Annotated in this window: 22 protein-coding genes and 3 pseudogenes; 19 read left to right on the forward strand and 6 right to left on the reverse strand. The window is 62.9% G+C overall.

Annotated features, from left to right (window positions below; all coding sequences use genetic code 11):
• Genes FJ490_RS31270 through FJ490_RS31280 form a run of 3 tightly spaced genes read right to left on the reverse strand, consistent with a single transcriptional unit; the run spans position 1 to position 2,080 of the window.
• Positions 1 to 777: an amino acid ABC transporter ATP-binding protein gene (locus FJ490_RS31270; RefSeq protein WP_140522980.1), complete on the reverse strand. Its 777-nt coding sequence runs from the start codon at positions 775 to 777 to the stop codon at positions 1 to 3.
• A complete protein-coding gene (locus FJ490_RS31275; protein ID WP_140522978.1) occupies positions 777 to 1,436 on the reverse strand; it encodes an ABC transporter permease subunit in 660 nt (219 codons plus the stop codon). Before FJ490_RS31275 ends, FJ490_RS31270 begins: the two co-directional genes overlap by 1 nt.
• Before the next feature lie 14 nt (positions 1,437 to 1,450).
• A complete protein-coding gene (locus FJ490_RS31280) occupies positions 1,451 to 2,080 on the reverse strand; it encodes an amino acid ABC transporter permease (protein WP_210239488.1) in 630 nt (209 codons plus the stop codon).
• A gap of 431 nt (positions 2,081 to 2,511) precedes the next feature.
• Between FJ490_RS31280 and trbB the strand changes: the two genes are divergently transcribed.
• Genes trbB through FJ490_RS31335 form a run of 11 tightly spaced genes read left to right on the forward strand, consistent with a single transcriptional unit; the run spans position 2,512 to position 12,122 of the window.
• Positions 2,512 to 3,495, forward strand: a complete 984-nt coding sequence (trbB, locus tag FJ490_RS31285; RefSeq protein WP_140522976.1) for a P-type conjugative transfer ATPase TrbB — start codon at positions 2,512 to 2,514, stop codon at positions 3,493 to 3,495.
• Complete coding sequence (locus FJ490_RS31290; RefSeq protein ID WP_140522974.1) at positions 3,492 to 3,824, forward strand: TrbC/VirB2 family protein; 333 nt, start codon at positions 3,492 to 3,494, stop codon at positions 3,822 to 3,824. The genes trbB and FJ490_RS31290 overlap by 4 nt, the downstream gene beginning before the upstream one ends.
• Positions 3,824 to 4,105 (forward strand): VirB3 family type IV secretion system protein, encoded by a 282-nt coding sequence (locus FJ490_RS31295; protein ID WP_140522972.1) that lies wholly within the window; start codon positions 3,824 to 3,826, stop codon positions 4,103 to 4,105. Before FJ490_RS31290 ends, FJ490_RS31295 begins: the two co-directional genes overlap by 1 nt.
• A 10-nt stretch (positions 4,106 to 4,115) precedes the next feature.
• Positions 4,116 to 6,566 (forward strand): conjugal transfer protein TrbE, encoded by a 2,451-nt coding sequence (gene trbE / locus FJ490_RS31300; protein ID WP_140729557.1) that lies wholly within the window; start codon positions 4,116 to 4,118, stop codon positions 6,564 to 6,566.
• A complete protein-coding gene (trbJ, locus tag FJ490_RS31305; RefSeq protein WP_140522970.1) occupies positions 6,563 to 7,315 on the forward strand; it encodes a P-type conjugative transfer protein TrbJ in 753 nt (250 codons plus the stop codon). The genes trbE and trbJ overlap by 4 nt, the downstream gene beginning before the upstream one ends.
• An 11-nt stretch (positions 7,316 to 7,326) precedes the next feature.
• Positions 7,327 to 7,644: a putative entry exclusion protein TrbK-alt gene (trbK-alt, locus tag FJ490_RS31310; protein ID WP_140522968.1), complete on the forward strand. Its 318-nt coding sequence runs from the start codon at positions 7,327 to 7,329 to the stop codon at positions 7,642 to 7,644.
• 2 nt (positions 7,645 to 7,646) lie between these two features.
• Positions 7,647 to 8,996: a P-type conjugative transfer protein TrbL gene (trbL, locus tag FJ490_RS31315; protein ID WP_140522966.1), complete on the forward strand. Its 1,350-nt coding sequence runs from the start codon at positions 7,647 to 7,649 to the stop codon at positions 8,994 to 8,996.
• Positions 8,997 to 8,999: 3 nt separating this feature from the next.
• Positions 9,000 to 9,689, forward strand: coding sequence for a conjugal transfer protein TrbF (gene trbF / locus FJ490_RS31320; RefSeq protein WP_140522964.1), 690 nt, complete (start codon positions 9,000 to 9,002; stop codon positions 9,687 to 9,689).
• Complete coding sequence (trbG, locus tag FJ490_RS31325) at positions 9,686 to 10,741, forward strand: P-type conjugative transfer protein TrbG (protein ID WP_140522962.1); 1,056 nt, start codon at positions 9,686 to 9,688, stop codon at positions 10,739 to 10,741. Before trbF ends, trbG begins: the two co-directional genes overlap by 4 nt.
• On the forward strand, positions 10,738 to 11,895 hold the full coding sequence (locus FJ490_RS31330; protein ID WP_140522960.1) for a TrbI/VirB10 family protein: 1,158 nt from the start codon (positions 10,738 to 10,740) through the stop codon (positions 11,893 to 11,895). The genes trbG and FJ490_RS31330 overlap by 4 nt, the downstream gene beginning before the upstream one ends.
• A gap of 2 nt (positions 11,896 to 11,897) precedes the next feature.
• Positions 11,898 to 12,122, forward strand: coding sequence for a DUF2274 domain-containing protein (locus FJ490_RS31335; RefSeq protein ID WP_140522958.1), 225 nt, complete (start codon positions 11,898 to 11,900; stop codon positions 12,120 to 12,122).
• A gap of 161 nt (positions 12,123 to 12,283) precedes the next feature.
• Here the strand turns inward: FJ490_RS31335 and FJ490_RS31340 are convergent, their stop codons facing one another.
• On the reverse strand, positions 12,284 to 12,556 hold the full coding sequence (locus FJ490_RS31340) for a hypothetical protein (RefSeq protein WP_224656363.1): 273 nt from the start codon (positions 12,554 to 12,556) through the stop codon (positions 12,284 to 12,286).
• 421 nt (positions 12,557 to 12,977) lie between these two features.
• Here FJ490_RS31340 and FJ490_RS31345 point away from each other — a divergent pair.
• From FJ490_RS31345 to FJ490_RS31365, 5 genes and pseudogenes are all read left to right on the forward strand, one after another.
• A pseudogene (locus tag FJ490_RS31345) lies at positions 12,978 to 13,335 on the forward strand (transposase); the annotation flags it as partial.
• Positions 13,336 to 13,366: 31 nt separating this feature from the next.
• On the forward strand, positions 13,367 to 14,488 hold the full coding sequence (locus FJ490_RS31350) for a universal stress protein (protein ID WP_224656362.1): 1,122 nt from the start codon (positions 13,367 to 13,369) through the stop codon (positions 14,486 to 14,488).
• An 11-nt stretch (positions 14,489 to 14,499) separates the two neighbouring features.
• The gene (locus FJ490_RS31355; RefSeq protein ID WP_140555415.1) at positions 14,500 to 16,113 is read left to right on the forward strand and encodes an MBL fold metallo-hydrolase; all 1,614 of its coding nucleotides are present in this window, start codon (positions 14,500 to 14,502) and stop codon (positions 16,111 to 16,113) included.
• Positions 16,114 to 16,234: 121 nt separating this feature from the next.
• Positions 16,235 to 18,713, forward strand: a pseudogene (locus FJ490_RS31360) (phosphoketolase family protein).
• Entirely contained in the window at positions 18,710 to 19,876 is a 1,167-nt protein-coding gene (locus tag FJ490_RS31365) for an acetate/propionate family kinase (RefSeq protein ID WP_140522952.1), read from the forward strand. The pseudogene FJ490_RS31360 and the gene FJ490_RS31365 overlap by 4 nt, the downstream one beginning before the upstream one ends.
• Positions 19,877 to 19,909: 33 nt before the next feature.
• Here the strand turns inward: FJ490_RS31365 and FJ490_RS31370 are convergent, their stop codons facing one another.
• Positions 19,910 to 20,425 carry a GNAT family N-acetyltransferase gene (locus FJ490_RS31370; RefSeq protein WP_140522950.1) on the reverse strand — a complete coding sequence of 172 codons (516 nt, stop codon included), beginning with the start codon at positions 20,423 to 20,425 and terminating at the stop codon, positions 19,910 to 19,912.
• Positions 20,426 to 20,476: 51 nt separating this feature from the next.
• On the reverse strand, positions 20,477 to 21,115 hold the full coding sequence (locus FJ490_RS31375) for a helix-turn-helix domain-containing protein (protein WP_140522947.1): 639 nt from the start codon (positions 21,113 to 21,115) through the stop codon (positions 20,477 to 20,479).
• 232 nt (positions 21,116 to 21,347) lie between these two features.
• Between FJ490_RS31375 and FJ490_RS31380 the strand changes: the two are divergent.
• The 3 genes and pseudogenes from FJ490_RS31380 to FJ490_RS31385 all read left to right on the forward strand — a co-directional run bounded on the left by FJ490_RS31380 (position 21,348) and on the right by FJ490_RS31385 (position 25,668).
• A pseudogene (locus FJ490_RS31380) lies at positions 21,348 to 23,916 on the forward strand (cation-translocating P-type ATPase).
• Between the two features lie 474 nt (positions 23,917 to 24,390).
• The gene (locus FJ490_RS33600; protein ID WP_263483449.1) at positions 24,391 to 24,525 is read left to right on the forward strand and encodes a hypothetical protein; all 135 of its coding nucleotides are present in this window, start codon (positions 24,391 to 24,393) and stop codon (positions 24,523 to 24,525) included.
• A gap of 18 nt (positions 24,526 to 24,543) precedes the next feature.
• Positions 24,544 to 25,668 carry a cation diffusion facilitator family transporter gene (locus FJ490_RS31385; protein ID WP_224680307.1) on the forward strand — a complete coding sequence of 375 codons (1,125 nt, stop codon included), beginning with the start codon at positions 24,544 to 24,546 and terminating at the stop codon, positions 25,666 to 25,668.

Consider the following 25,668-nt stretch of genomic DNA (forward strand, 5'->3'; position numbering starts at 1 on the left):
TCAATGGCTCAAGATGGTGTCCAGGAACAGCCGCGCGCGTGGGTGAGCGGCCGCTGAGAAAAACTCTTTGGAAGAGGCACGCTCGATAATGCGGCCGTCGTCCATGAAAACAATCTCATCGGCGACTTCGCGTGCGAAACCCATCTCATGCGTCACGCAGACCATGGTCATGCCGGTTTTCGCGAGCGCGATCATGACGTCGAGGGCTTCCTTGATCATTTCCGGGTCGAGCGCGGAGGTGGGTTCGTCGAACAGCATGATTCGGGGATTGAGGCAGAGCGCACGCGCGATCGCCACCCTTTGTTGTTGACCACCCGAGAGCTGGGCCGGGTAGGCTTGCGCCTTTTCGGGAATGCGCACCGCCGTCAGATGCTGCATGGCGATCTCTTCGGCCTCCCGGCCGGTTTTCAGGAGAACCCGTCGCAGCGCCAGCGTGCAGTTGGCAAGCACGGTGAGATGCGGAAAGAGGTTGAAACTCTGGAACACCATGCCTGTCAGCCGGCGCGCCGTCGCCGTGTCCCGGGCATTTCTTCCCAGTGCTATCCCGTCGAGCTGGATCGTTCCCTTTTGAAAAGGCTCAAGACCGTTGCAGCAGCGGATCAGCGTCGATTTGCCCGAGCCGGAAGGCCCGCAAACGACGATGCGTGTGCCCGCGCGGATCGTCAGATCAATATCCTTCAAGACGTGCAGGGCACCGAACCATTTATTGAGGCCATCGACCCGGAGATGCGCGGTGGTTTGAACGGAGGAGACTGGGAGCGAGACTTGAGCGAGCATCAGCGACGTCCGGATGCAAGCAGGCGCTGCTCGACACGCTTTACGCCATAAGCAACGATCAGCGCCAAGGCGAGAAACAGAATGCCGGCGACGGTGAGCGGCTCCGCGTATCGATAGGTTTCAGACGCGATATCGAAGGCGCGGCCGAGCATTTCGGGTACCGCCAGGATCGCGAGATAGGGCGTGGCCTTGAGGATCGAAACGAGATAGTTGCCCAACGGTGCGGCGACGTTGCGCAACATTTGCGGCGCGACAATGAAAACGACCGTGTCGCGGCGGCTGAGCGACAAGGCTCTGGCTGCTTCCTGTTGGCCCTTCGGGATCGCGTCGATGCCCGCCTTGAACACCTCCGCCAGATAGCCGCTGTAATACAGGCTCAGCCCCAGTATGCCGACCGTCATGGCCCCAAGCCGGATGCCGTAGAAAGGCATGACGAAATACAGGAAATAGAGCCAGGCCAGAACCGGCGTCGAGCGGATGAAGTCAATCAGAAAGCGGACGGCGAGGCCGGGCGCGCCGCCGCCGCGGCGGATCATCTCGAAACTGAAACCAAGCGCTGAAGCGCCGAGACAACTCAACACCGTTGCCAGCAGAGTCGCTCCGATTGCCCCGAGAATGGTCGGAATGGTCGAGAGCGCGAAGTCAAAGTTAAATCCCACCAGGCGTTCCTCTTTCAGGATTTGACCCGCGCCTCGAGCCAGCGGCCGGCGAGTGCGATCGGATAACACACGACGAAGAAGGCCAGCAGCAGCGCTGAGTAGATCGCCACCGGATCGTATTCGGTCTGCGCGATCTCCTTGGCCCGGAAGGTCATGTCCGTCAGCGTGACCAGCGAAACGAGGGACGTCGCCTTGACGAGCTGGATAAGATTGTTGACGAAGGTGGGGCTCATGGCGACCAAGGCCTGCGGCAGCTCGATCAGAAACAGGATCGCCGGGCGCGAGAGGCCGAGCGCCATGCCCGCCTCGCGTTGGCCGGCGGGAAGAGATTGCAGTCCGGCGCGCACCGCCTGGCTGGCGTAGCCGCCCGTGTTGAGACCGAGCACCAGTGCACTGACGGTCAGCGCCGATAGGGTGACCCCCATCACCGGCAGCACATAGTAAAAGACGAAGAGCAGGACGACCACCGCGGAACTGCGCCAGAATTCAATCATGGCGGTGACCAGGAAGCGGGTCATGCCGGTGGTCAGAAACTGCGCGACGCCGAAGACGAGCGCGAAGGGGATCGCAAAGACCAGGCCATAGGCCGTGACCTTCAGGGTGATGCCCAGCCCCTGCAGAATGCCTAGCCAGATCTCGAACATGTTCACGAGGTGCCACCTATCTTTGCTGAAAGGGGTGCCGATGATGTCAGTATGGTTTCAGCGTGCCTCAGGTCGGCGGCTTTCCGCTCAGAAATCGCGTCCTTCTGACCGGACCTCATGGCAATTCTCCGTGCGGTGGAAAGAACGATCGCCTTTCCGGAGAGGCCATCGGTGGCTTTGTCATAAACCCGGCGGGAGTCTTCTGTCAATAAACATGGACATCTTACTGCAAAAGTTCATATTTGAGCTGCGGCGAAGGCGGAAAGACGTCGGGCTTAAAGCGCGATGACCGTCGGCGCCGCCGTTGGCCGGTAATTTTACGCTACGCTACGACGACGGCTGAAACCGGTTGAACCGGGCTGCTCCAAGGCTCTTTTGATCGTCCCCGACCGGGCGTTGTTCGACGTGTTCCCGGCCAGAACGGGGACAGTATGGCCATCTCGCACAACGATACCGAAGGACGCGCGCGCAGTTCGCGCATGCTGCGCACCGCGCTTGGACCCGCCATCGCCCGGTTTCTCGACGATCCCGCGATCGTCGAGGTCATGCTCAACCCGGATGGCCGCATCTGGGTGGATCGGCTTTCGGACGGTCTGGCCGATACAGGGAACATGCTGGCGCCCGCCGCCGGCGAGCGCATTGTGCGTCTGGTCGCCCATCATGTCGGCGTCGAGGTCCATTCCCGTTCTCCACGCGTCTCGGCCGAGTTGCCGCAGACCGGCGAGCGTTTCGAGGGCCTGTTGCCGCCCGTGGTGGCCGCGCCGGCCTTCGCAATCCGCAAGCCCGCCGTCGCCGTGTTCACGCTCGATGACTATGTCGCGGCGGGCACAATGTCGGCCGCCCAGGCCGCGATATTGCGTGCCGCGGTTGCCGTGCGCGCCAACATCCTCGTCGCCGGCGGCACGTCGACTGGCAAGACGACGCTCACCAACGCGCTGCTTGCCGAAGTGGCGAAAGGGACGGACCGGGTCGTCCTGATCGAGGACACCCGTGAACTCCAATGCGCCGCGCCCAACCTTGTCGCAATGCGCACGAAGGACGGCGTCGCCACGCTTTCCGACCTGGTTCGCTCGTCTTTGCGCCTGCGGCCCGACCGCATCCCCATCGGCGAGGTGCGCGGCGCCGAAGCTCTGGATCTGTTGAAGGCATGGGGCACAGGGCACCCTGGCGGGATAGGTACCCTTCATGCGGGCTCCGGTATAGGCGCGCTGCGCCGTCTTGAGCAGCTTATCCAGGAAGCCGTTGTCACCGTGCCGCGTGCGCTGATCGCCGACACGATCGGGCTTGTCGCTGTGCTCGCCGGACGCGGCAACGCGCGGCGGCTTGTCGAACTGGTCAGAGTCGAGGGTCTCGGCGCCGACGGCGATTACCGCATTGCTGAAGCTGCCCCCATCAACACAGGAGAAAATTCATGATCCGCCTGCTTTCGCGCTGCCGCGCCGGCCTGGCTGCGGCCTGCGTCGCAATTGCCGTCAATCTCGTGGTGGCTCCGGTCGCCCATGCGTCAGGCTCCTCGATGCCGTGGGAACAGCCGCTCGAAAAGATTCTTCAGTCCGTCGAGGGACCGGTTTCCAAGATCGTCGCCGTGATCATCATCATCGTCACCGGCCTGACGCTGGCCTTCGGCGACAGTTCGGGTGGCTTCAGGCGGCTCATCCAGATCGTTTTTGGCCTTTCGATCGCCTTTGCGGCGTCGAGTTTCTTCCTGTCGTTCTTCTCGTTCGGCGGCGGAGCGCTGATCTGATGACAACCGCTCTTGAACAACTCGACGCGGTGCGGGGGTGGACGGTGCCCGTCCACCGGGCGCTGACGGAGCAGATCCTGCTCGGCGGCGCGCCGCGCGGAATAGCGATCCTCAATGGCACGCTGGCGGGCGCGGTCGGCCTTGGGCTGCGGCTGTGGCTGGTCGGTCTCCTCATCTGGGCAATCGGACATCTCACGGCGGTATGGGCCGCCAGGCGCGATCCGCTGTTTTTCGAGGTTGGGCGCCGACACCTGCGGCTCCCCGGACATCTTTCGGTTTGAGGGCGCCGCTATGATGAGCCTTGCCGAATACCGCCGAACCGCTGCTCGCCTTGCCGACTATCTGCCTTGGGCAGCACTCGTCGCGCCGGGCGTCGTGCTCAACAAGGACGGCAGTTTTCAGCGCACCGCGAGGTTTCGCGGCCCCGATCTCGACTCCGCCGTCGCGGCAGAGCTTGTCGCGGTGGCGTCGCGCATCAACAATGCCTTTCGTCGCCTCGGCTCGGGCTGGAGCGTCTTTGTCGAAGCACAGCGGCACGAAGCCGCCTCCTATCCCGAGAGCCAGTTTCCCAATGCGGCCGCCAGCCTGCTCGATGCCGAGCGCAAAGCCGATTTCGACGAGGAAGGGGTTCATTTCGTATCGAGCTACTTTCTCACATTCCTGTTTTTGCCACCGCCCGAAGACGCCACGCGCGCCGAGGGGTGGCTTTATGAGGGTCGCGACCAGTCGGACGCGGATCCGGGCGAGATCGTGCGCGCCTTTGTCGACCGGACAGTGCGCGTGCTGTCCCTGCTCGACGGGTTCATGCCGGAATGCCATTGGCTCGATGACGGCGAAACGCTCACTTATCTGCATTCGACGATCTCGACCAAACGCCATAAGGTGCGCGTCCCCGAGACGCCGATCTATCTCGATGCGCTGCTCGCTGATGAACCGCTCGCCGGCGGGCTCGAGCCACGACTTGGCGATAAGCATCTTCGCGTGCTCTCGATCGCCGGCTTCCCGACCGCAACGACACCCGGCCTGCTTGATGACCTCAATCGGCTGGCCTTCCCTTACCGCTGGTCGACCCGTGCGATCCTGCTCGACAAGGTCGACGCTGTCCGACTGTTGACCAGGATACGGCGGCAATGGTTTGCGAAGCGCAAGAGCATCGCCTCGATCCTCAAGGAGGTGATGACCAACGAAGCGTCGGCCCTCCTCGACACCGACGCCGCCAACAAGGCGGCCGACGCCGACACCGCATTGCAGGAGCTCGGCGCCGACATGGCGGGCATGGCCTATGTCACCGCGACCGTCGCGATATGGGATTGTGACCCGCGCGTGGCCGACGAGAAATTACGGCTTGTCGAGAAGGTCATCCAGGGCCGCGACTTCACGGCGATTGCCGAGACCGTCAACGCCATCGACGCCTGGCTTGGTTCCTTGCCCGGGCACGCCTACGCCAATGTCCGTCAGCCTCCCATCTCAACGCTCAATCTCGCCCACATGATGCCCCTCTCTGCCGTGTGGGCGGGGCCGGAACGGGACGAGCATCTGGTCAGTCCTCCCTTGCTTTACGGCAAGACCGAAGGCTCGACCCCGTTCCGGTTGGTCCTTCATGTCGGCGATGTAGGTCATACGCTGGTCGTCGGCCCCACTGGAGCCGGCAAGTCGGTGCTGCTCGCGCTGATGGCGCTGCAGTTCTGCCGCTACCGCAACGCTCAGATCTTCGCCTTCGATTTCGGCGGGTCTATCCGCGCCGCGGCGCTCGCCATGGGGGGCGACTGGCACGATCTCGGAGGGCACCTCACCGAAGGCGTGGACGCCTCCGTTTCGCTGCAGCCGCTCGCCCGGGTTCATGACACATACGAGCGTGCCTGGACGGCTGACTGGATCGTCGCGATCCTGATGCGCGAAGGCATCCAGATCACCCCGGACGCAAAGGAGCATATCTGGGCGGCGCTAACGTCGCTTGCCTCGGCTCCCGTCGAGGAGCGCACCATCACCGGGCTCAGTGTGCTCTTGCAAGCCAATGACCTGAAACAGGCATTGCGCCCATACTGTGTCGGAGGCGCTCACGGCCGATTGCTCGACGCCGAGGCCGAACACCTCGGACAGGCATCCGTGCAGGCCTTCGAGATCGAAGGACTGGTGGGCACGCAAGCCGCGCCGGCCGTCCTCTCCTACCTGTTCCATCGCATCGGGGACCGGCTCGACGGGCGTCCGACGTTGCTCATCATCGACGAAGGCTGGCTCGCCCTCGATGACGGGGGGTTTGCCGGGCAGTTGCGCGAGTGGCTGAAGACGCTGCGCAAGAAAAACGCCAGCGTCGTCTTCGCCACCCAGTCGCTTGCCGATATCGACAATTCGACTATTGCGCCCGCGATCATCGAAAGCTGTCCAACCCGGCTGCTGTTGCCCAATGAGCGCGCGGTTGAGCCGCAGATTGCCGCCATCTATCGGCGCTTCGGCCTGAACGACCGCCAGATCGAAATCCTGGCACGAGCCACACCCAAGCGCGACTACTACTGCCAGTCCCGCCGCGGCAACCGTCTCTTCGAGCTCGGCCTGTCCGAGGTCGGGCTGGCGCTTTGCGCCGCGTCCTCGAAGAGCGATCAGGCCCTGATTGGCAGCATCATCGCCGAGCATGGCCGCAACGGCTTCCTGGCGGCCTGGCTGCGTGCCCGTGACGTGGGCTGGGCCGCCGACCTCATTCCCAACCTAACCCTTTCCGAACCTGAAAAGGATTCCCAGCCATGACTGTTCGTCAAAGGCGCCCACACGCCCTTCTCATGGTCGCGGCGATACTCGCCGCGCCGGTCGCCATCTCGCCGACTGCGCCAGCGTATGCCTTCATCGTGTTTGATCCATCGAACTATTCCCAGAATGTTCTGACGGCCGCGCGTTCGCTGCAGCAGATCACAAACCAGATCACCTCCCTTCAGAATCAGGCCCAGATGCTGATCAACCAGGCGCGCAACCTGGCGAGCCTGCCTTTGTCCTCGCTCCAGCAACTGCAACAGTCGGTGCAACGCACGCAACAGCTTCTCGGGCAAGCACAAAACATCGCCTTCGACGTCCAGCAGGTCGACAAGGCCTTTCAGCAGCAATACGGCAGCGTCTCGCTTTCTGCATCCGACCAGGAGCTCGTCACGGACGCGCGCTCGCGCTGGCAAAACACGGTGGGCGGCCTTCAGGACGCCATGCGCATCCAGGCGGGCGTCGTTGGAAACATCGAGACCGGCCGCGCGCAAATGTCGGCGCTGGTCGGCGCCAGCCAATCGGCGACCGGAGCGCTGCAGGCGACGCAAGCTGGCAATCAGCTTCTTGCGCTTCAGGGCCAGCAGCTCGCGGACCTGACCGCTGTTGTCGCCGCCAACGGTCGCGCCCAGGCGCTGACCGAGGCCGAACGTGCCGCCGCGGTCGATCAGGGGCGGGAGCAGCGCCGGCGCTTCCTCACTCCCGGCTCGGGCTACGAGGTCGGCTCGGTCCAGATGTTTAACCGCTGAGGTCGATGGCCATGGACGGCAAAACCCTCGCTCGCGCGGTGGCTGTGATCTTTGTCGCGGCCGCCCTCTCGGCGGCCGCGCTCGGTATGAGCCGGAAACAGAATAAGCTGGCGGGCGAGGGCGCGCACACAAGCGCAGGCTTGATGCCGAACCCGCTTCGCGAGGGTCTGCGCCGTTGCCAGGTCCTCGGCGAGGCTGCCCTGCGTGACGATGGATGCGCGCGGCTATGGGCCGAACAGCGCGATCGCTTCCTCGGCCTGAAACAGCCATCGGGGCCTTCGATAGGCGAGCCCGACGCGCCAGATGCAGCCCTGCACGAGGCCCGATAGATATGGGCAATACTGGCGTCATCGACCAATTCCTGGCGACTTTCACCCGCTACATCGACAGCGGTTTCGGCCTGCTCGGCGGCGAGGTCGCCTTCGTCGCCACCACGCTGATCGTCATCGACGTGACGCTCGCCGCGCTCTTCTGGAGCTGGGGCGCTGATGACGACATTCTTGCGCGGCTTGTCAAGAAGACGCTCTTCGTCGGTGTCTTTGCCTATCTGATATCCAACTGGAACGGTCTCGCCCAGATCGTATTCGAGAGTTTTTCCGGTCTTGGCCTGAAGGCGAGTGGAACCGGTTTCTCGGCTCAGGACCTGCTGCACCCCGGCAAGGTGGCGCAAACCGGTCTCGATGCGGGACGGCCATTGCTCGAGGCGATCTCAGGTTTGATGGGCTACGTCTCCTTCTTTGAAAACTTCATCCAGATCGTCTGCCTTCTATTCGCCTGGTCACTGGTCCTGCTTGCCTTCTTCATCTTGGCGGTACAGCTCTTCGTAACGCTGATCGAATTCAAGCTGGCGACGCTGGCCGGTTTTGTGCTGATCCCCTTTGGCCTCTTCGGCAAGACAGCCTTCATGGCCGAGCGCGTCCTTGGCAACGTCATCTCATCGGGCATCAAGGTGCTGGTGCTGGCCGTCGTCATCGGCATTGGCTCGACCCTGTTCGGCGAGTTCACTCAAGGGTTCGGCGGCGAAAACCCCACCATCGATCAAGCTATGGCAATCGTGCTGGCTGCATTGTCGCTTCTCGGTCTCGGCATCTTCGGCCCGGGCATCGCCAACGGCATCGTCTCTGGCGGACCGCAACTCGGTGCGGGTGCCGCCGTCGGTACAGGCCTGGCCGCAGGCGGCATGGTGCTTGCCACGGGCGGCACCGCAAGCCTCGCAGCCCGCGGCGGCTCGGCGGCTTTCTCCGCAGGCAGCTCCATTGTGCGTGGCGGCTCGATTGCAGGCGCGTCGGGCCAGGGTGACACCGCAGCTGCCGCCTCCGCCCTGGGCGGCGGCGTTGGCAGCGGCGGTGTTTCGCAAAATGGCTCGCCGCTCAGGCGCGCCGCCGCGCGTGCCGGTGAATCCGTGCAATCGGCCTCCTCGGCTAGCCCACGGTCCGCCAACGCGGAACGCGGTGAGACCGCGACAGCGGGGACGGTTAGGGGCAATGCCGAACGCGCAAGCGACCCTCCCGTCTCCCGCGCGGCCGGCGCGGGCGAAGTGGCACAAAATACACCCGACTGGGCCAAGCGCATGCAGCGGTCCCAGCGCCTGTCGCACGGCGTCCAAACCGCTGCCCACGCAGTTCGCGCTGGCGACGGCCATGGCAGCGGTAGTTCCGTTTCTCTCTCCGAAGGCAAATGACCCATGAACATCTTTCGACGGCCCGCCACCCACTACGGCAAGGCGCCCCAGCCCGAGACTTCATACCAGAAGGCCGCGCAAGTCTGGGACGACCGCATCGGCTCTGCTCGCGTGCAGGCCAGAAGCTGGCGCTTAATGGCCTTCGGGTCATTGATCCTGTCGGCCGGCCTGGCCGCCACGCTCGTTTCGCAATCACTGCGAGGGACGGTGATCCCTTGGGTGGTGCAGGTTGACACGCTCGGACAGGCGCAGGCACTCGCGCCCGCCACCTCGGACTATAGGCCAACCGACCCGCAAATTGCGTGGCATCTCGCCCGTTTCATCGAGCAGGTCCGCTCCATCCCGGCCGATCCGATCGTCGTGCGCCAGAACTGGATGCGCGCCTACGAATGGACCACCGACGGGGGCGCCGCGGCACTCAACGACTATGCCCGTGTCAACGACCCCTTCTCCAGGGTGGGCAAGCAGCAGGTCTCCGTCGATGTCTCGTCCGTCATTCGTGCCTCGGCGGACTCCTTTCGCGTCGCCTGGGCCGAGCGTCATTACGAGGATGGCCAGCTCTCCACCAGCGAGCGATGGACAGCCATTCTGACAACCGTGATCCAGGCGCCACGCGACGCTGACCGGCTGCGGGCCAATCCGCTTGGCATATACGTCAACGCCATAAACTGGTCGCGGGAGATGAGCCAATGAACCAGCCATTCGGTATCATCGCCACTCCAGCTTTGAGAAAGTCGGCGTTTGCCGCGGTGTTGTTGTCGGGCTGGCTACTTGCCGGTTGCGCCACACCGCAGAAACCACCTCAGATCTCCTATGACGCCTCCGTGCCGCCTTTGCCTGCCGCTCCGGTGGCCGCACTCGATGAGAGACCCAAACCGCTGCACGTTCCACCAGGGTGGGTCCCGGCCCGCGGCGGCGCGGCCGGCAGCACGCCGGTGGCGCGCGTCGAGAACGCGAACGCGGCGGCGCGGGTCCAGCCGCGTCGTGAGGGTTATTACAACGCCATTCAGATTTATCCTTGGAGTGAAGGAGCCCTTTATCAGGTCTATGCCGCTCCAGGACAGATAACGGACATCGCGCTTGAGCCCGGCGAAAGCCTGACCGGCGAAGGTCCGATCGCGGCGGGCGATACCGCGCGCTGGATCATCGGTGACACCGAAAGCGGAGCGGGCGTCTCCAGGCGCGTCCATGTGCTGGTCAAGCCTTCGCGTCCGGACATCAACACCAATCTCGTCATCACCACCGACCGGCGCAGCTACATGATCGAGCTGCAATCGGGCGAGGAGCCTTACATGCCCGCCGTGTCATGGGCCTATCCCGCGGCGCCGGCCGGACAAGCGCGCGCGATCCCCGCGACACCGGTGATTCCCGCCATCACCGCACGCAATTATCGTTATGGTTTCACCGGCGACGCGGCCCCGTGGCGGCCCGTCAGCGTCTATGACGACGGCAGGCGGGCCTACGTCGAGTTTCCACGCGGGATCGTGCAAGGCGAGATGCCGCCCATCTTCGTCATAGGCCCGGACGGCGAGGCCGAGATTGCCAACAGCCGCGTCTACCAGAACACCCTGATCGTCGACCGTCTCTTTGGCGCCGCGGAATTGCGGCTTGGCAGTGGCAAGCGGCAACAGACCGTCAGGATCGTCCGCACCGATGCCACGAGGAGAGGTCTGTGGATGTCAGGCACCAATGCGGCGCCGAGTGCAAAGAACGCATTTCGTCAAAGGGGAGGGGAACAATCATGAGCGAGAACGAAATCCCGGCTGCCCCCATGCAGCTTCGCGCCGATCCGCCGCGCGTCACGCGCTTGTCGCGCAAGGTGCTTGCCGGCATCGGCTTATGTGCATCGCTTGGCGTCGGCGGCGCGCTGATCTACGCGCTTCGGACGAGTGAAACCGGCAGGCATGGCGACGAGCTCTACTCGACGTCCAACAGGCAGCCCGCCGAGGGACTGGCCAGCCTGCCGCGCGACTATACTGGCCCTGTTCTTGGACCGCCGCTGCCTGGCGATCTTGGCCGGCCGATGCTTGATGCCCAGAACAAGGGACAGCCCGTCGTGCCGCCTACGATCGCAACGCCGATGGTTGATGAAGCCGAACAGCGCCGGCGGGCCGAAGAGGAGGCGGCCCGAACGTCGCGTGTTTTCTTCCAGACGGGGCAGTCAATCGCGGCATTGGCCGAAACCCCGCCCGCAGGAACTTCCCCGCCGAACCTTGGCGGCCCCGACCTTGCCGGTCAGATCGGCCAGTCGACCACGCAAGACCGCCAGCTCGGCTTTCTGAATGCGGCCGCTGATCGGCGCACCGTGGCGCCGGATCGCGTCACGCCGCCGGCGTCGCCCTATGTGCTCCAAGCAGGGGCCGTCATCCCGGCGGCCCTCATCACCGGTATCCGTTCCGATCTGCCCGGTCAGATCACCGCCCAGGTGATCGAAAATGTCTATGACAGTCCGACGGGTCGCTCGCTGCTGATCCCGCAAGGCACGCGTGTCATTGGCCAGTACGACAATGGCGTCGGCTTCGGCCAGCGGCGCGTGCTGCTTGTCTGGAACAGGCTGGTCTTTCCCAACGGACGCTCCATTGTTCTTGAACGCCAGCCTGGCACTGACGCCCAAGGCTATGCCGGCCTTGAGGACGGCGTCGACTACCATTGGGCCGAGCTGTTCAAGGCGGCCGCACTCACCACCATTCTCAGCGTTGGCGCGGAGGCCGGCTCGTCCGGCCAGGAAGGTGACATCGTGCGCGCCTTGCGCAGCGGCGCCTCCGACAGCCTCAGCCAGATGGGCCAGCAGATCGTCCAGCGCCAACTCAACATCGCACCCACACTGACGATACGGCCTGGCGTCAATGTGCGTGTCGTCGTTACGCGCGATCTCGTGCTCGAACCCTACGGAGGCTGAAAATGGCCAATCTGAAACTCGGTCCGATTGCAGACGACAAGCCGGTTAAGGTCACAGTGGAACTGCCGGCGCCGCTGCACCGCGATCTGTCCAGATATGCTGAGATCCTTGGCCGCGACGGGGGTCAGCCTTCCACTGATCCTCTTCGCCTGATTGTGCCCATGCTTGAGCGATTTATCGCGACCGATCGGGGCTTTGCTAGAGCCAAGCGGGAGCGGAAAGGTTGAGGGCCACCTCTGCCGCCAAGGTTAAAACTTTGTAATGCTGTAGCACGACTGCAAAACTGCGTGGGAGGTGTCAACTCGTGGGGAGCTGACGGGCAGCGGCTTCCGCAGTGTCCTCGGGTCTGGTGTTGAGGCGGCGTTAGGCGCCGCCTTGTGGATGATGTTCACAACGGTTTCGAACAAGGGTAGCCCCTTGGGCGGCAGCCTAGGCCGCCACCGATCACCACGCAATCGTACGTCGCATTGCTCAGCGCTCCTTTGAGTGCGGCATCGGGCGTAATCATGCAGGTGTCACCCTGCCAGCCCCGTTCCTCGATTTTCGCCACGCCCAAAGCGATCCCAGCGTTGATTTTTTCGGCATTGAAGCCGGGCGGCAAGGACGGGTCCGAGAAGTCGACGGTTTCAGGTTTCTGGCCGGCAAACAGTATTCGCGTCATTGAAACACTCCATGAAGTTTCGGGTTTCCGAAAGTGGCCGTATGTCTTCGGCGACAAGGGTGCGAAGGCCGGATCTTGTTCGGGTCGAGGCAACGAGTATCCACGCAGAGACGCAGCCCTTGTGCTAGGAGTAGCCGCCCTCCCGTTTTGTGCAGAACCATAGGTGGCGGCCGGCCCGAAGGTTCGGAACGGGCACACGCCTTTTTGTCGTATTTTATGGCAATGTCAGCCACTCAGTGATTAATCCAGATTGGTCATCTCCGATTGACATCGTGTTCTCGCCAAGAATCACAGCCGAACCAGATTGATTGCCGCCCGATGCTGCAGTGCGGTCGGCGGATTGGCGGGGCTTGTTCGAGCGCGCTCAGAGACCGATTGAAAACGCCTTGAACGGTGCGATCGCACGTAATTCAAGCTTGGGATGTGGACCCGAGCGACGCGTGGCCGGATGGCCGACGTCGAGAAGAAGACCAAGCGTTATCCGTCCGATCTGACGGATGAGGAATGGTCGCGGATACAACCGTTCCTGCCGGGCGCGTCCATGACCGGGCGGCGCGTGGCGAGGGACCTGCGCGAGTCTTGAACGCGATCCGCTACATGGCCCGACCGGGTGGCGGCTGGCGCATGCTGCCGAAGGATTTCCCGCCCTGGCAGACCGTCTACTGGTGGTGCCGCAGCTTCGTGCGCCGTTTCAGTTCAAGACAATCCACGATGTGGCGCTGATGCTGGACCGTGAACGGGAGGGTCGCGAGGCGAGCCCGTCGGGAGGCGTCCTCGACGTCAGTCGGTCAAAGGTCCGGAAGCCCCGAAATGACATGGATCGCGGTGACCGCCGGTGCCATCGTTGCGTCGTCTTCCGCTTGGGCATTGACGTCTGACAAGAGACAACATTCGCTCCAAAATAGCGACAGGTTTTCGCCCATGCAATTGAGCCAGCGCAGCGACGGCGGGCGACACGATGTCGGCGTGGGCGCCGACGCGGATCTCGTCCAGTGGTCACGCATTTGCGGTGGATCAAAGCCGGGCTCGCCCACCGCGACTACCAATACCACGCAAGTTGGCCATCCGGGCCGGCATCAATGGAGGCGAAAACCGATGAAGCTAATGGCAGTTCTTTGTCTGGCGACGTATCCGGACGCAAATGCTGGGGCAGTGGCCGTAAACGCTGTTGCCGTCGCCAAGCAGATCGGAGCGGCGCTTCATGCCGTCGCCATCAATGTCGATATTCCCGACGTTTCAAATGCGCTCTCAACCTACCTCCTCGACCTCCCCTACAAGATAGCGGAAGCTGAGGCGACAAGCCGCAAGCACGGCAAAGCTCTGCTTGAGGCGGTTGCCAATGAGGCCTCATCAGGTGCGGTGATCCTGTCCGCCCAGGAGATCGCAGCGCCACTGGCCCTGATGGGAGATGTTGCCGCAGAGCACTCCCGCTATTTCGACACCTGCCTTGTCGGCTGGGCGCCCGCCAACCAGACGGCACGGACGCTGGCCGAGGCGACAGTCTTCGGCTCCGGTAGGCCGACCGTTCTTCTTCCCGATTCCACGAAGGTGGAACCCTTTGAACATGTCGTTATCGCCTGGGATGGCAGCCGAGTGGCCGCAAGGGCTGTTGCAGACGCGCGGGCGTTTCTCGAACGTGCCTCAATGGTTACGGTTGTGACCGTCACCGACGAGAAGCCGCTTCCGGGGCAAGGCATTGGCGAGCGCCTTGCTTCGGGCTTGAGGGCGCGTGGTCTGATGGCCGAGGCGGTCTCGATCCAGGCACAGGACCGTTCGGTCGCGACTGCACTGCAGGAGCATGCCCTCAAAATCGGCGGCAAGCTTCTGGTCATGGGCGGATATGGCCATTCTCGTGTCAGGGATTTCGTGCTCGGTGGCGCTACGGACGGGGTGCTTGCCGATCTGCGCCTGCCTGTCCTGCTCTCCCACTAGGGCGTGGCGACATGCAAGGCGCTCGCGGCACGGATCCTATCCTGCGCTTTCACGGCGCGGCCCACGGCGTCACCGGCTCATGCTACGAGATCGAAACCTCCCGCTGGCGGGTTCTCGTCGATTGCGGCCTTTTCCAGGGATCGAAGTCGGAACGGGAACTTAATTATGGCCAGTTTCCGTTCCCGCCGGAGACGATCGACGCTGTCATCCTGACGCATGCGCATATCGACCATAGTGGGCTGTTGGCGAAGCTGGTCAAGCAGGGCTTTTCCGGTCCCATCCATTCGACCCGCGCCACCATCGATCTCTGCTCAGTGATGCTGCCCGACGCGGCGCATATCCAGGAAATGGAAGTCGAACAGCTGAACAGACGCAACGCGCGGCGCGGTCGGCCGCTGGTCGAGCCGATCTACACTCTTTCAGATGCGGCCGCCTGCATGACCTTGTTCCGGGCCCTGGAATATGGCGAATGGACAACCGTCGCCGAAGGCCTTCGGGCCCGCTTCTGGAACGCTGGTCACCTGCTCGGCTCTGCCTCGGTCGAACTTGAGATCGATCTGGATCACCAGAAGAGACCCATGCGCATTCTGTTTTCAGGCGATATCGGGCCTGGACACAAGTTGCTGCAGACCGGCCCGGAAGGTCCGGCTGGGGTCGACTACCTGATCTGCGAATCGACCTATGGCGACCGCGAGCGCCCGGATGTATCGCCCGAGCAGCGGCGATCGCAGCTGGGTGACATCGTGCGTGGCGCCGCCGAGACCGGCGGACCTCTCATCATTCCGTCCTTCGCCGTGGAGCGAACGCAGGAACTGCTGGTCGATCTCCATCTGCTCATGCGGACCGGTGCCGTGCCCTCCGCGCCGGTCTTTGTCGACTCGCCGCTGGCGACACGCGCCAGCGCGATTTTTGAGCGGCATGCCGACGAGATCGAACAGGGTGACGCGCTACGGCAGGCCCTCAACTCGAAGGAGTTACGCTTTACCGAGACGGTGGAACAGAGCAAGGCGATCAATCGCCTGACCGGCTTCTTCGTGGTGATCGCTGCCAGCGGCATGTGCGACGCGGGCCGGATCCGCCATCACCTCAAGGCCAATCTCTGGCGCCGGAATGCCACGGTGATGATCGCCGGCTACCAGGCCCAGGGCTCTCTAGGCAGGATCCTGCTCGACGGCGCTCGGCGCGTGCGCATCCAGGGCGAGGAGGTCGAGGTCAAGGCGCATGTCAGCCTGTTCGACCTCTATTCCGGTCATGCCGACGCAGCCGAACTGGTTGCGTGGGTCGCGTCCAGAGGTCCGGTAAGGCAGGCGGTGTTCCTCACCCATGGCGAGGAGGAAGGGCTGCGTGGCTTCAGCGAGCGGCTGCAATCGATTATGCCTGACGGCAGGATCATCACGCCGCGGCTGGATGATGCCTTCCAATTGACGTTCAGTGGCAGTCTGCCGGTCGAACTCAACCAGCCCCGCCGTCTGAGACCAGAAAGCGTTGCCCGCCTCGACTGGCACAACGACCTTTCCAGACTTCTCCTCGACATCAACGAAGCGGTCGGCGCTGCGGCCGACGAGCGGGGACGTGCGGCGGTCATCAGGCGCATGCGCCGCGCGCTCGACGGCAATGATGCTTAAATCCTGCGAAGAGATGCACTGAAACGCCGACGCGTTTGTGTTCCTTCGCTGCAGCTCGACGAAACACAGGCGCAAGTCGAAATCGCAAGACTCAAGACTGTCGCCAACAACGGAGCCAGACATGACCGAGCACACGACAAATCCAGCCTCCAGTGGTGTCCTGTCCAACCGCGAGGCGTACGACATCCATGCCTATTGGCGTGCCGCCAACTATCTCACGATCGGCCAGATCTACCTGCTCGACAATCCACTGCTGCGCGAACCGTTGCGGCTGGAGCACGTCAAGCCACGCCTGCTCGGCCATTGGGGAACGTCGCCGGGGCTGAGTTTCATCTACGCCCACCTCAATCGCATGATCAGGCTCAGTGACGCGAATGTGATCTATGTCTGCGGACCTGGTCACGGCGGACCGGCAATGGTGGCGAACAGCTATCTTGAGGGCAGCTACAGTGAGCTCAATCCCGACATATCGATGGATGAGCAGGGGATGCGCAAACTTTTCCGCCAGTTCTCCTTTCCGGGCGGCATACCGAGCCACGCGGCGCCCGACGTGCCGGGCTCGATCCATGAGGGCGGCGAACTGGGCTACGCGCTTTCTCATGCCTATGGCGCGGCCTTCGACAATCCCGATCTCGTGGTCGCCTGCGTCGTCGGCGACGGAGAGGCCGAGACCGGGCCGATGGCCACCGCATGGCATTCCAACAAGTTTCTGAATCCTGAGCGCGATGGAGCGGTTCTGCCGATCCTGCATCTGAACGGCTACAAAATCGCCAATCCGACCATTCTGGCCCGTATCCCAGAAGACGAATTGCGCTCGCTGTTCGTCGGCTATGGCTATGAACCGCTGTTCGTCGAGGGGCACGAGCCGGCGCTGATGCATGAGCGCATGGCGAGCGTGCTCGACGATGCGTTCGACCGGATCCGTGCGATCCAGCAGACCGCGCGGAGCGGTTCCGCAACAGGGACTTCGCGACCAAGATGGCCGATGATCGTGCTGCGCAGCCCCAAAGGCTGGACCGGACCGAAGGAGGTCGATGGACTGAAGACCGAGAGCTTCTGGCGCTCGCACCAGGTTCCCTTGTCGGGCCTTGCGGAAAACCCGGCGCATCTCAAGCTGCTCGAGGACTGGCTGAGAAGCTACCGGCCCGAAGAACTGTTCGATGCAGCCGGCGCCCCTATTGAAGCGATCCGCGCTTCCGCCCCTGAGGGCACATGGCGCATGGGTGCCAACCCGCATGCCAATGGCGGCCTGCTGCGCAAGTCCCTCGTCCTGCCCCTAGTGCACGACCACGCGGTTGCGATCGAACGACCGGGCGCGGTGAAGACCGAATCGACACGGGCGATGGGCAAGTTCCTGCGCGCCGTCATGGAGCTGAACGAGGCGGCGCAGAACTTCCGCATCGTCGGTCCCGATGAGACGGCCTCGAACCGGCTTCAGGACGTGTTCGAGGTCACCGAGCGCGCCTGGATGGAAACGATCCTGCCCGAAGACGTTCATCTTGGCCGCGACGGCAGGGTCCTGGAGATTCTCTCGGAACACACATGCCAGGGTTGGCTCGAAGGCTACCTGCTCACCGGGCGGCACGGCTTGTTTTCCTGCTACGAGGCGTTCATTCACATTGTCGATTCCATGTTCAATCAGCATGCCAAATGGCTGGATGCCTGCCGCGACATTCCGTGGCGTCGGCCGGTGGCGTCGCTGAACTATCTGCTGTCGAGCCATGTCTGGCACCAGGAGCACAATGGCTTCAAGCCATCAGGATCCAGGCTTCATCGATGTCGCTCTCAACAAGAAAGCCGATATTGTGCGGGTCTACCTGCCGCCGGATGCCAACACCTTGCTGTGCGTGACCGATCACGTGCTGCAGACATGGAACCGCATCAACGTGATCGTCGCCGGCAAGCCGCCATCGTGGCAGTGGCTTTCAATGGACAAGGCCATCGTTCATTGCGGGACGGGTATCGGCATCTGGGACTGGGCTTCGACCGACAATGGCGAGGATCCTGACGTCGTGATGGCTTGCGCCGGCGACGTCCCGACGCTCGAAACGCTGGCGGCCGTGCAGATCCTCAGGTATGCCATTCCCGAACTCAAGATCAGGGTGGTGAATGTCGTCGACCTGATGACCCTGCAACCCAAGGAGCATCACCCCCATGGGTTGTCGGACCGTGAATTCGACGCCCTGTTTACCTCGGAAAAGCCGGTGATCTTCGCCTATCACGGCTATCCCTGGACCATCCATCGCCTGACTTACCGGCGCACCAATCACGACAACATCCATGTGCGCGGCTACAATGAGGAAGGCACGACGACAACGCCATTCGACATGACGGTGCTCAATGGCCTGGATCGATACCATCTCGTCCAGAGCGTCCTTGAGCGGCTGCCAAAGGGCAAGGGCGCCAATATCGGGCAGGTGCAGGAGATGGAAGGCAAACTGATTGAGCATCGGGCCTATATCCGTGCTCATGGTCAGGATATGCCGGAGATCCTTGGCTGGAAATGGGAGCAGGGCATGGATGCGGCGCCAGACTTGCCCAATAAGCCGACGAGCGGGTTTCGGCGCACCACCGGGCCGAGAATGCGGACGGCTTCATGAGTGATGCGTTCCTTGTCCTGAACAGCGGGTCATCGAGCTTGAAATTCGCGGTGTTCGAGGCAAGCGCCGAGCTTTCCGAGCTGCTGCGCGGCAGTATTTCGTCGCTCGCACGGCATCCGCGCCTGCACGTCGCGGCCGCGGCCGGATCCCCCGAGATCGACATCAGCCTGGGCGAAAAATCGATCGATGTTGCCAAAGCCTTCTCAACGGTCGCTGCGCTGCTCGCCGATCGCAACCTTCTTGGCCGCATCAACAGGGTCGGGCATAGGATCGTCCATGGCGGGCGCGACTTCACCCAAGCGACGCTGCTCGACACGGACGCGCTCGAGGCACTACAGCTGCTGGAGCCGCTGGCGCCCATCCATCAAAGGATCAATCTCGAGATCGTTGCCCGGGCTGCAGAGCTCCTCCCGCGGGCGCGTCAGGTCGGATGCTTCGACACTGCGTTTCATGCGAGCCGGCCAGCACTTGTCAAGATCTACGGGCTGCCGCGCGCGATGACCGAGGCGGGCATCGTTTCCTATGGTTTTCACGGCCTGTCCTACAGCCATATCGCTGCGAAGCTGCGCGAGCGCTACGGTGCGGCCGCCGGCGGTCGGGTGATCGTCGCCCATCTCGGCAGCGGCGCCAGCCTCTGCGCGATGAAGGCTGGACGCAGTGTCGCCACGACGATGGGGTTCTCGACGCTTGACGGCCTCGTCATGAGCACCCGCTGCGGCGTGCTGGACCCGGGCGTCATCCTGTATTTGCTGCAGGAGAGGAGGCTGTCGAGCGAAGACCTGGCCAGCCTTCTCTACGAACGTTCGGGCCTGCTGGGCGTCTCCGGCATTTCTGGAGACATGCAGGTTCTGCTGGGCGCAAAAGAGCCTTCGGCCGTTCAAGCCGTCGACCTATTTGTTTATCGTGTCGGACGTGAAATCGGCTCGCTTGCCGCCGCGCTTGGCGGGCTCGACACGCTGGTGTTCACCGCTGGCATCGGCGAACACGCGCCACTGATCCGGCACAGGATCTGCGAAGCAGCTGCGTGGCTTGGCGTCGAGCTCGATGAGCATTTGAACCAGAAAGGTGCGGAGAGTGTCAGCGCGCCAAATTCGCGCGTCGACATTCTCGTCATTCCGGCCGGTGAGGAACAGGCCGTTGCCCGCGAGACGCTGGCATTCTGAGCGGTCTGTCTGCCGCTGGAACCGCGTGCCCAGCTACTTCGGCAACTTGGCCCCTCGCTTGCGTTGCACCAGCACGAGGGTTGCGTCATCCGGATCCGTCGTGACGGTGAAGCCCATCTCGCGCTCAAGCTCGATTGCCGCACGGTTTTCCCGGTGTTCGATCGACTCGATGGTTTCGAGACCGAGCTCATCCGCGTAGCGCGCAATGTGGGCGAGCAATTCCCAGCTGACGCCCAGTTGCTTGCGGTCATCGCGAATGCAGACAGCGACCTCGCCACGCCGGTCGGCCGGATCGCTGGCCAGTGTCGCCACCGCGATCAGCATTCCGTCTGGTGCGAATGCAAGAAAATTATGGATGTGCGCATCATCGGACCGCGTCATTGCCACCAGCCGTTCGTGCGAAACTTCCCGCACGGCGCCGAGAAAGCGGAAGCGCAGATCTTCAGGGGTCACATGGGTGAAAAACTCAGCCAGTGCCGGCTCGTCCTCGGGGCGCGCGCCGCGCACTTGGAAACAGAATCCCGTGTGGGTGGTGAGCGTCTTGTTCATCGTCTCAAATCCTTGGGTGTTGTCTGGCGTCGTCGCAGCGGCGAGGGTGGGTTATTCACCCATGTCCAAAAGCACGTCCTGCTTGAGGATTTCGATGCTGCGCAAACCGAGCAGGCGAATGACGCCTTTGTCCTTCAGTCGGGTGAAGACCCGCGACACCGTCTCGATGGTGAGGCCGAGATAGTCGCCAATATCCAGTCGCGACATCGGCAAGTCGACCTGGCGCAAGCCGCCCTGCCGTTCCGTCATGTCGACTAGGAACGCTGCGACCCGTTCGATGGCGTTCTGGCGGCCAAGGACCAGCAGATGTTCCTGAGCTCTGATCAAGCCCTTGAGCGCAAGCGGCAGCAACTGGCGGGACATGTCCGCGGCCGCAGCGATCCGGACAACGCGGATACCGGTCGCGTTGATGGCCTCGGCGAAGAAATGATGGGTGGCCTCGGCCTCGAAGCCGAAAGTCTCTCCGGCCATGTGGAAGGCGCTGATCTGCCGGCGGCCGTCGGCGAGCAGCCGGTAGACACGCACCGCGCCGAATTCGACCTGGTAAAGGGGTCCTGCCTTTTCGCCTTGGGCGTAGATCTCCGTGCCAGCCGGGAAGAAGCTGACCGGTTGCGCCATAGCCCCATCGAGGAGAGCGAAAGGGCTCGGCTGCGTTGGCAGTTCAATCTTGGCGATCTGTTGAGCGTACATGGCTGTGTTCCCGGTTGATCCGTAACACAGCAATCGCGCGAATCCGCAGATCGCGAAATTCGGTTATGTCCCTAAGGGAAACCACCTAATCCGTTCAGGCTGGCCCGTTGCATCGGCGAATGGCCATCCAGAACCGGGTGTCCGTTCGGCATTTGAACGATAGCCTTTGCGGTAGGTCAAGGCCCGCTCTATTCACCTGATTAAAGATGTTGGGAACGAGGGAAACACCCAAATGTCCCAATCCACCCGACCCACTATCGCTTTGTCTGGTCTCAGCGAGGTCGAGGCACAAGCCAGGCTCGCCCTCGATGGTTTCAACGAACTGCCCAGATCGAACCGGCGGACGCCGCTGCGGATTGCCTTCGAAGTCGTGCGCGAACCGATGCTGGCCCTTCTGTTGGGCGGAGGTGCCGTTTACCTGCTGCTTGGGGATCTGCATGAGGCGTTGATCCTGGCTGCTTTTGCCACCTTGTCGGTGGGGATAACCATCGTACAGGAAGCGCGGACAGAACGCGTTCTGGAGGCGTTGCGCGACCTGACAAGCCCGCGTGCCCTGGTGATACGCGACGGTGAACGTAGGCGCATTGCAGGGCGCGAGGTCGTGCGCGGCGATCTGGTGGTGCTGGGCGAGGGCGATCGGGTGCCGGCCGACGTCTTGCTGATCCAAAGCCTGGATCTCCAGACCGATGAATCGCTGCTGACCGGTGAGTCGGTTCCGGTGCGCAAGTTTGCAGCCAAGGATGGCGACCCGCCAGCCGAACGCCGCCCAGGCGGCGACGACCTGCCTTTCGCATTTTCCGGATCACTCGTGGTGCGCGGTTCGGGCATTGGCGAAGTTCTGGCAACCGGGCCGCTGAGCCAAATCGGTGCGATCGGCCAATCGCTCAGCATTATGGAGACCGAAGCACCCCGCTTGCAGCGACAGACGAAACGTCTTGTCGGCATCTTCGCACTGGTCGGTGGTGCGGTCAGCGTTCTGGCGGTCGTGCTTTATGGCGTTTTGCGGGGCGGGTGGCTCGACGCGGTCCTTGCTGGCATCGCGCTGGGCATGTCGATGCTGCCCGAGGAATTCCCGATGGTGTTGACCATCTTCATGGCCATGGGCGCCTGGCGCATCTCGCAGGCGCGCGTGCTCACCCGTCGTGCGGCGGCGATCGAAACGCTTGGCTCGGCGACAGTTCTCTGCACCGACAAGACCGGAACGTTGACCGAAAACCGCATGACAATCGCGGAGCTGAGAACGCCTGACGGCAAACGGTTCCGGTTACCGGACAACATGAATGCCGGGATGCCGGCGGCCTTTGGCGAGCTGGTCGAGCTTGGTGTGCTCGCCAGCGCCGAAATTCCTTTTGATCCGATGGAAAAGGCATTTCACACCCTTTCGCAGGAGCGATCACCCAGTCGCAAGGATCTGGACAGTGTTGATCGGAAACTTGTCCGCGCCTATGGGTTGCGTCCCGAGCTGCTGGCCATGTCGAATGCTTGGCGATCACCGGCTGACGGCAGCGACTGTCTGGTCGCCGCCAAGGGCTCGCCGGAGGCCATAGCGGCACTCTGTCGTCTGAGCGCGGAGCGCTTCGCTTCGATCAAGGCTTCCGTGGACGCCATGGCGACCGAAGGACTGCGCGTCCTCGGGGTGGCCCGAGCCAGTCATTGTGCTGGTGAACTGCCAGAAAGGCAGACAGGCTTCGATTTCGAGTTCATGGGCCTCGTCGGGCTGGCTGACCCCCTCCGCCCGGAGGTTCCGGATGCCGTGAACAACTGCCGGTCCGCTGGAATCAGAGTGGTCATGATCACGGGGGATTATCCGGCGACCGCCAGAGCAATAGCCAGTCAGGCTGGGCTCGATTTCAACGACGTCGTGACCGGTGAAACGCTCAAGACAATGGACGATGCGGCACTTTGCGCGCGCGTCAAGACCGCCACAGTGTTCGCGCGGATCACGCCCGAGCAGAAACTGGCGATCGTCAGAGCGTTGAAGGCCAATGGCGAGATCGTCGGCATGATAGGAGACGGCGTCAACGACGCCCCCTCGCTGAAAGCGGCCAACATCGGCATTGCCATGGGAGGTCGCGGCACCGACGTCGCGCGCGAGGCTTCATCCATTGTCCTTCTCGACGACGACTTCGGGTCGATCGTCAAAGCCATACGGCTGGGCCGCCGCATCTACGACAATTTGCGCAAGGCCATGGGCTTCATTCTTGCCGTGCATGTGCCGATCGCTGGGCTGGCCCTTCTTCCTCTGCTGTTTGGCCTGCCCATTCTGTTCGGACCGATGCACATAGCCTTTTCTGGAAATGGTGATCGATCCGGTGTGTTCCTTGGTCTTTGAAGCCGAGACCGAGGAAGATGACGTCATGAATCGCCCTCCACGAGATCCGCAAGCATCGCTCTTTTCGCGCTCGCTCATAGCCTGGAGCGTTGTGCAGGGCCTGCTGGCGTTCGCACTTGTCGCAAGCATCTTCCTTTTTGCCTTCCACTGGGGAATGCCGGAGAACGAAATTCGCGCCTTGACGTTTTTTTCGCTGGTCCTCTCGATCGTCGGCCTGATCTTCGTCAACCGTACGTTCGGCGACTCGCTGCTGATTGCGTTGTTCCGGCCCAATCGATCGCTTGCTCTTGTCGTCGTGGTGGTTGCTGCAGCGCTGGGCGGGACACTTCTCTGGCCATTCGCCAGTGGTCTCTTCCAGTTCGGACCGCTGCACCTTGACGACCTCTCGATGACGCTGGCGGCAGGAGCCGCAGTGCTGGTCTGCCTTGAGTTCCTGAAGCATTTCTGGAGAGGGTGGTTAAAAGCCTGACCGCGCCATTGGTGCTGACCCTGCGGGTTTCACCAAGCCGCGCTAACCTTGCCTACGAGATGGTTGGGTACAAATCCGCCGGTTTAGGAGGCGTTTTGACGCCGCCGCCGTCACCTTGTCTTGGCCGTTCTGGCCTCGGGTTCGCAAGATGCCGTAGAGCGTTTGCAGGATCCGTTCGACCTCCGTGTGGCTCACCCAGGTTTCCGGATGCTCGGCGGCTACGCCCTCGCCCCCGGCGTTCTCCTGGTTGCGCTGGCAATCACCGCGTTACGCGCGCGCCATGCGATCGCGGTGGCCGGCGTTCTGATCGGAGGAGCGTCGTCCATCGGCTTGATGTCGGCGGTCAACTTCACAATCGGCTCCGACTTTAGGTGGCCACTCTTCGCCCGCGACTGGTCTGGGCCGTCAGCCTCATCGTCTATGGGCTCGAAAGCTCCCGCAACGACAATCGCTGACAAATAAGGAACCCACCCCATGAACACCAACAACGTGCACCGCATGTTCGATCCCCCGACCGGGTCCGAACCAGAACCGAAGGCCGAGGCAGGCGGATTTTGGACTTCGAAGGCCGGTCTGGTCACGATCGCTTTCCTGCTGATCGCCGCTTAGCGGAGCGTGATCTCCGATATGCTCGATAGCCTTATGTCGGAACGGCAAGGCTGCGGTCGACACGAATGGCAGCAACTGGCGAAATGGCGGGTGGACAACAGTGGACGACATTTGTTGGGAGAGGGGTTTCGACGGACCTTCACCTACGGCCTTGGCCGGGTCGAGGATCTGGCCGGCATCATCATCGTCCTGATTATCCTCTTCAGTGCCATCGTCGCCGGCTATGAGGCGATCGACAGGTTGATCCATCCCCAAGCCATCAGCTTCCTCGGCTGGGTTGCCGCCGCCGGCCTGGTCGGTTTCCTGGGCAATGAGGCTGTCGCGGTATTCCGCATCCGCGTCGGCCGCGAGATAAACAGCGCGGCCCTGATCGCCGACGGCTATCACGCCCGCACCGATGGCTTCACCAGCCTTGCGGTGGTGCTTGGCGCGGCCGGCGTCTGGCTAGGCTTCCCGCTCGCGGACCCGATCATCGGCCTTTTGATCACTGTGGCTATCCTCGCCATCGTCTGGCAGTCCTCAAAGGCGGTGCTGACACGCATGCTGGATGGCGTCGAGCCGGGCATCGTCGAGGAAATCCATCATGCGGCTGAACATGTGGGGGGCATCCAACGGGTCGCCCAGGTGCGGGCGCGCTGGATAGGCCACAGGCTGCACGCCGATATCGCCATCAAGGTGGCCGAGACAGCGAGCGCAAAGGATGTGGTCGGCATCGCGGAGGCTTTGAGAGGGGAGCTGTTCGACCACCTGCCGGCGCTCTCGGAGGCGAACATCCGTCTGGAAGGCGAAGTCGGATCCGTGGCGGGCGGTTCGGCCCACGCCGATCATGCGCCGGAGCCTTTCAAGGTCGTCAGCGACCTGGCAACGGGAACGCTCGAAATCGTCGATACGCCCGCTGGCGAGCGCTTCCGTCTCACCATCGACAGCCATGCCGACGATCTAGGGGCGACCGTGATCATCGACCGGTCCGAAGATCCCGAGACGCTTTCGCTCGGGCCTGTCGCCGGCAATCACCACCGTCGTGAAAGCAGCGTCGCCCCCGCCGAGCCGCACGAGTTCGAGGCGAGGCTGATCCTGACCTCAAAGGGCAAGCAACAGGTCCTGCCGTTCAAGATGGTTGAGCCGGAAGGCCACAAACACTGA

This window comes from Mesorhizobium sp. B2-5-11 (assembly GCF_006440835.1).
In the GTDB taxonomy this organism is placed as follows: domain Bacteria; phylum Pseudomonadota; class Alphaproteobacteria; order Rhizobiales; family Rhizobiaceae; genus Mesorhizobium.

Excerpts from the sequence above, each read along its gene's own strand:
- FJ490_RS31295 (WP_140522972.1), top strand. The coding sequence starts at position 3,824 with ATGACAACCGCTCTTGAACAACTCGACGCGGTGCGGGGGTGGACGGTG.
- FJ490_RS31370 (WP_140522950.1), bottom strand. The coding sequence starts at position 20,425 with ATGAACAAGACGCTCACCACCCACACGGGATTCTGTTTCCAAGTGCGC.
- FJ490_RS31290 (WP_140522974.1), top strand. The coding sequence starts at position 3,492 with ATGATCCGCCTGCTTTCGCGCTGCCGCGCCGGCCTGGCTGCGGCCTGC.
- trbJ (WP_140522970.1), top strand. The coding sequence starts at position 6,563 with ATGACTGTTCGTCAAAGGCGCCCACACGCCCTTCTCATGGTCGCGGCG.
- trbK-alt (WP_140522968.1), top strand. The coding sequence starts at position 7,327 with ATGGACGGCAAAACCCTCGCTCGCGCGGTGGCTGTGATCTTTGTCGCG.
- FJ490_RS31335 (WP_140522958.1), top strand. The coding sequence starts at position 11,898 with ATGGCCAATCTGAAACTCGGTCCGATTGCAGACGACAAGCCGGTTAAG.
- FJ490_RS33600 (WP_263483449.1), top strand. The coding sequence starts at position 24,391 with ATGAACACCAACAACGTGCACCGCATGTTCGATCCCCCGACCGGGTCC.
- FJ490_RS31385 (WP_224680307.1), top strand. The coding sequence starts at position 24,544 with ATGCTCGATAGCCTTATGTCGGAACGGCAAGGCTGCGGTCGACACGAA.
- FJ490_RS31330 (WP_140522960.1), top strand. The coding sequence starts at position 10,738 with ATGAGCGAGAACGAAATCCCGGCTGCCCCCATGCAGCTTCGCGCCGAT.
- FJ490_RS31280 (WP_210239488.1), bottom strand. The coding sequence starts at position 2,080 with ATGTTCGAGATCTGGCTAGGCATTCTGCAGGGGCTGGGCATCACCCTG.
- FJ490_RS31375 (WP_140522947.1), bottom strand. The coding sequence starts at position 21,115 with ATGTACGCTCAACAGATCGCCAAGATTGAACTGCCAACGCAGCCGAGC.
- trbF (WP_140522964.1), top strand. The coding sequence starts at position 9,000 with ATGAACATCTTTCGACGGCCCGCCACCCACTACGGCAAGGCGCCCCAG.
- trbG (WP_140522962.1), top strand. The coding sequence starts at position 9,686 with ATGAACCAGCCATTCGGTATCATCGCCACTCCAGCTTTGAGAAAGTCG.
- FJ490_RS31350 (WP_224656362.1), top strand. The coding sequence starts at position 13,367 with ATGACATGGATCGCGGTGACCGCCGGTGCCATCGTTGCGTCGTCTTCC.
- trbL (WP_140522966.1), top strand. The coding sequence starts at position 7,647 with ATGGGCAATACTGGCGTCATCGACCAATTCCTGGCGACTTTCACCCGC.
- FJ490_RS31365 (WP_140522952.1), top strand. The coding sequence starts at position 18,710 with ATGAGTGATGCGTTCCTTGTCCTGAACAGCGGGTCATCGAGCTTGAAA.
- FJ490_RS31355 (WP_140555415.1), top strand. The coding sequence starts at position 14,500 with ATGCAAGGCGCTCGCGGCACGGATCCTATCCTGCGCTTTCACGGCGCG.
- FJ490_RS31270 (WP_140522980.1), bottom strand. The coding sequence starts at position 777 with ATGCTCGCTCAAGTCTCGCTCCCAGTCTCCTCCGTTCAAACCACCGCG.
- trbE (WP_140729557.1), top strand. The coding sequence starts at position 4,116 with ATGATGAGCCTTGCCGAATACCGCCGAACCGCTGCTCGCCTTGCCGAC.
- FJ490_RS31340 (WP_224656363.1), bottom strand. The coding sequence starts at position 12,556 with ATGACGCGAATACTGTTTGCCGGCCAGAAACCTGAAACCGTCGACTTC.
- trbB (WP_140522976.1), top strand. The coding sequence starts at position 2,512 with ATGGCCATCTCGCACAACGATACCGAAGGACGCGCGCGCAGTTCGCGC.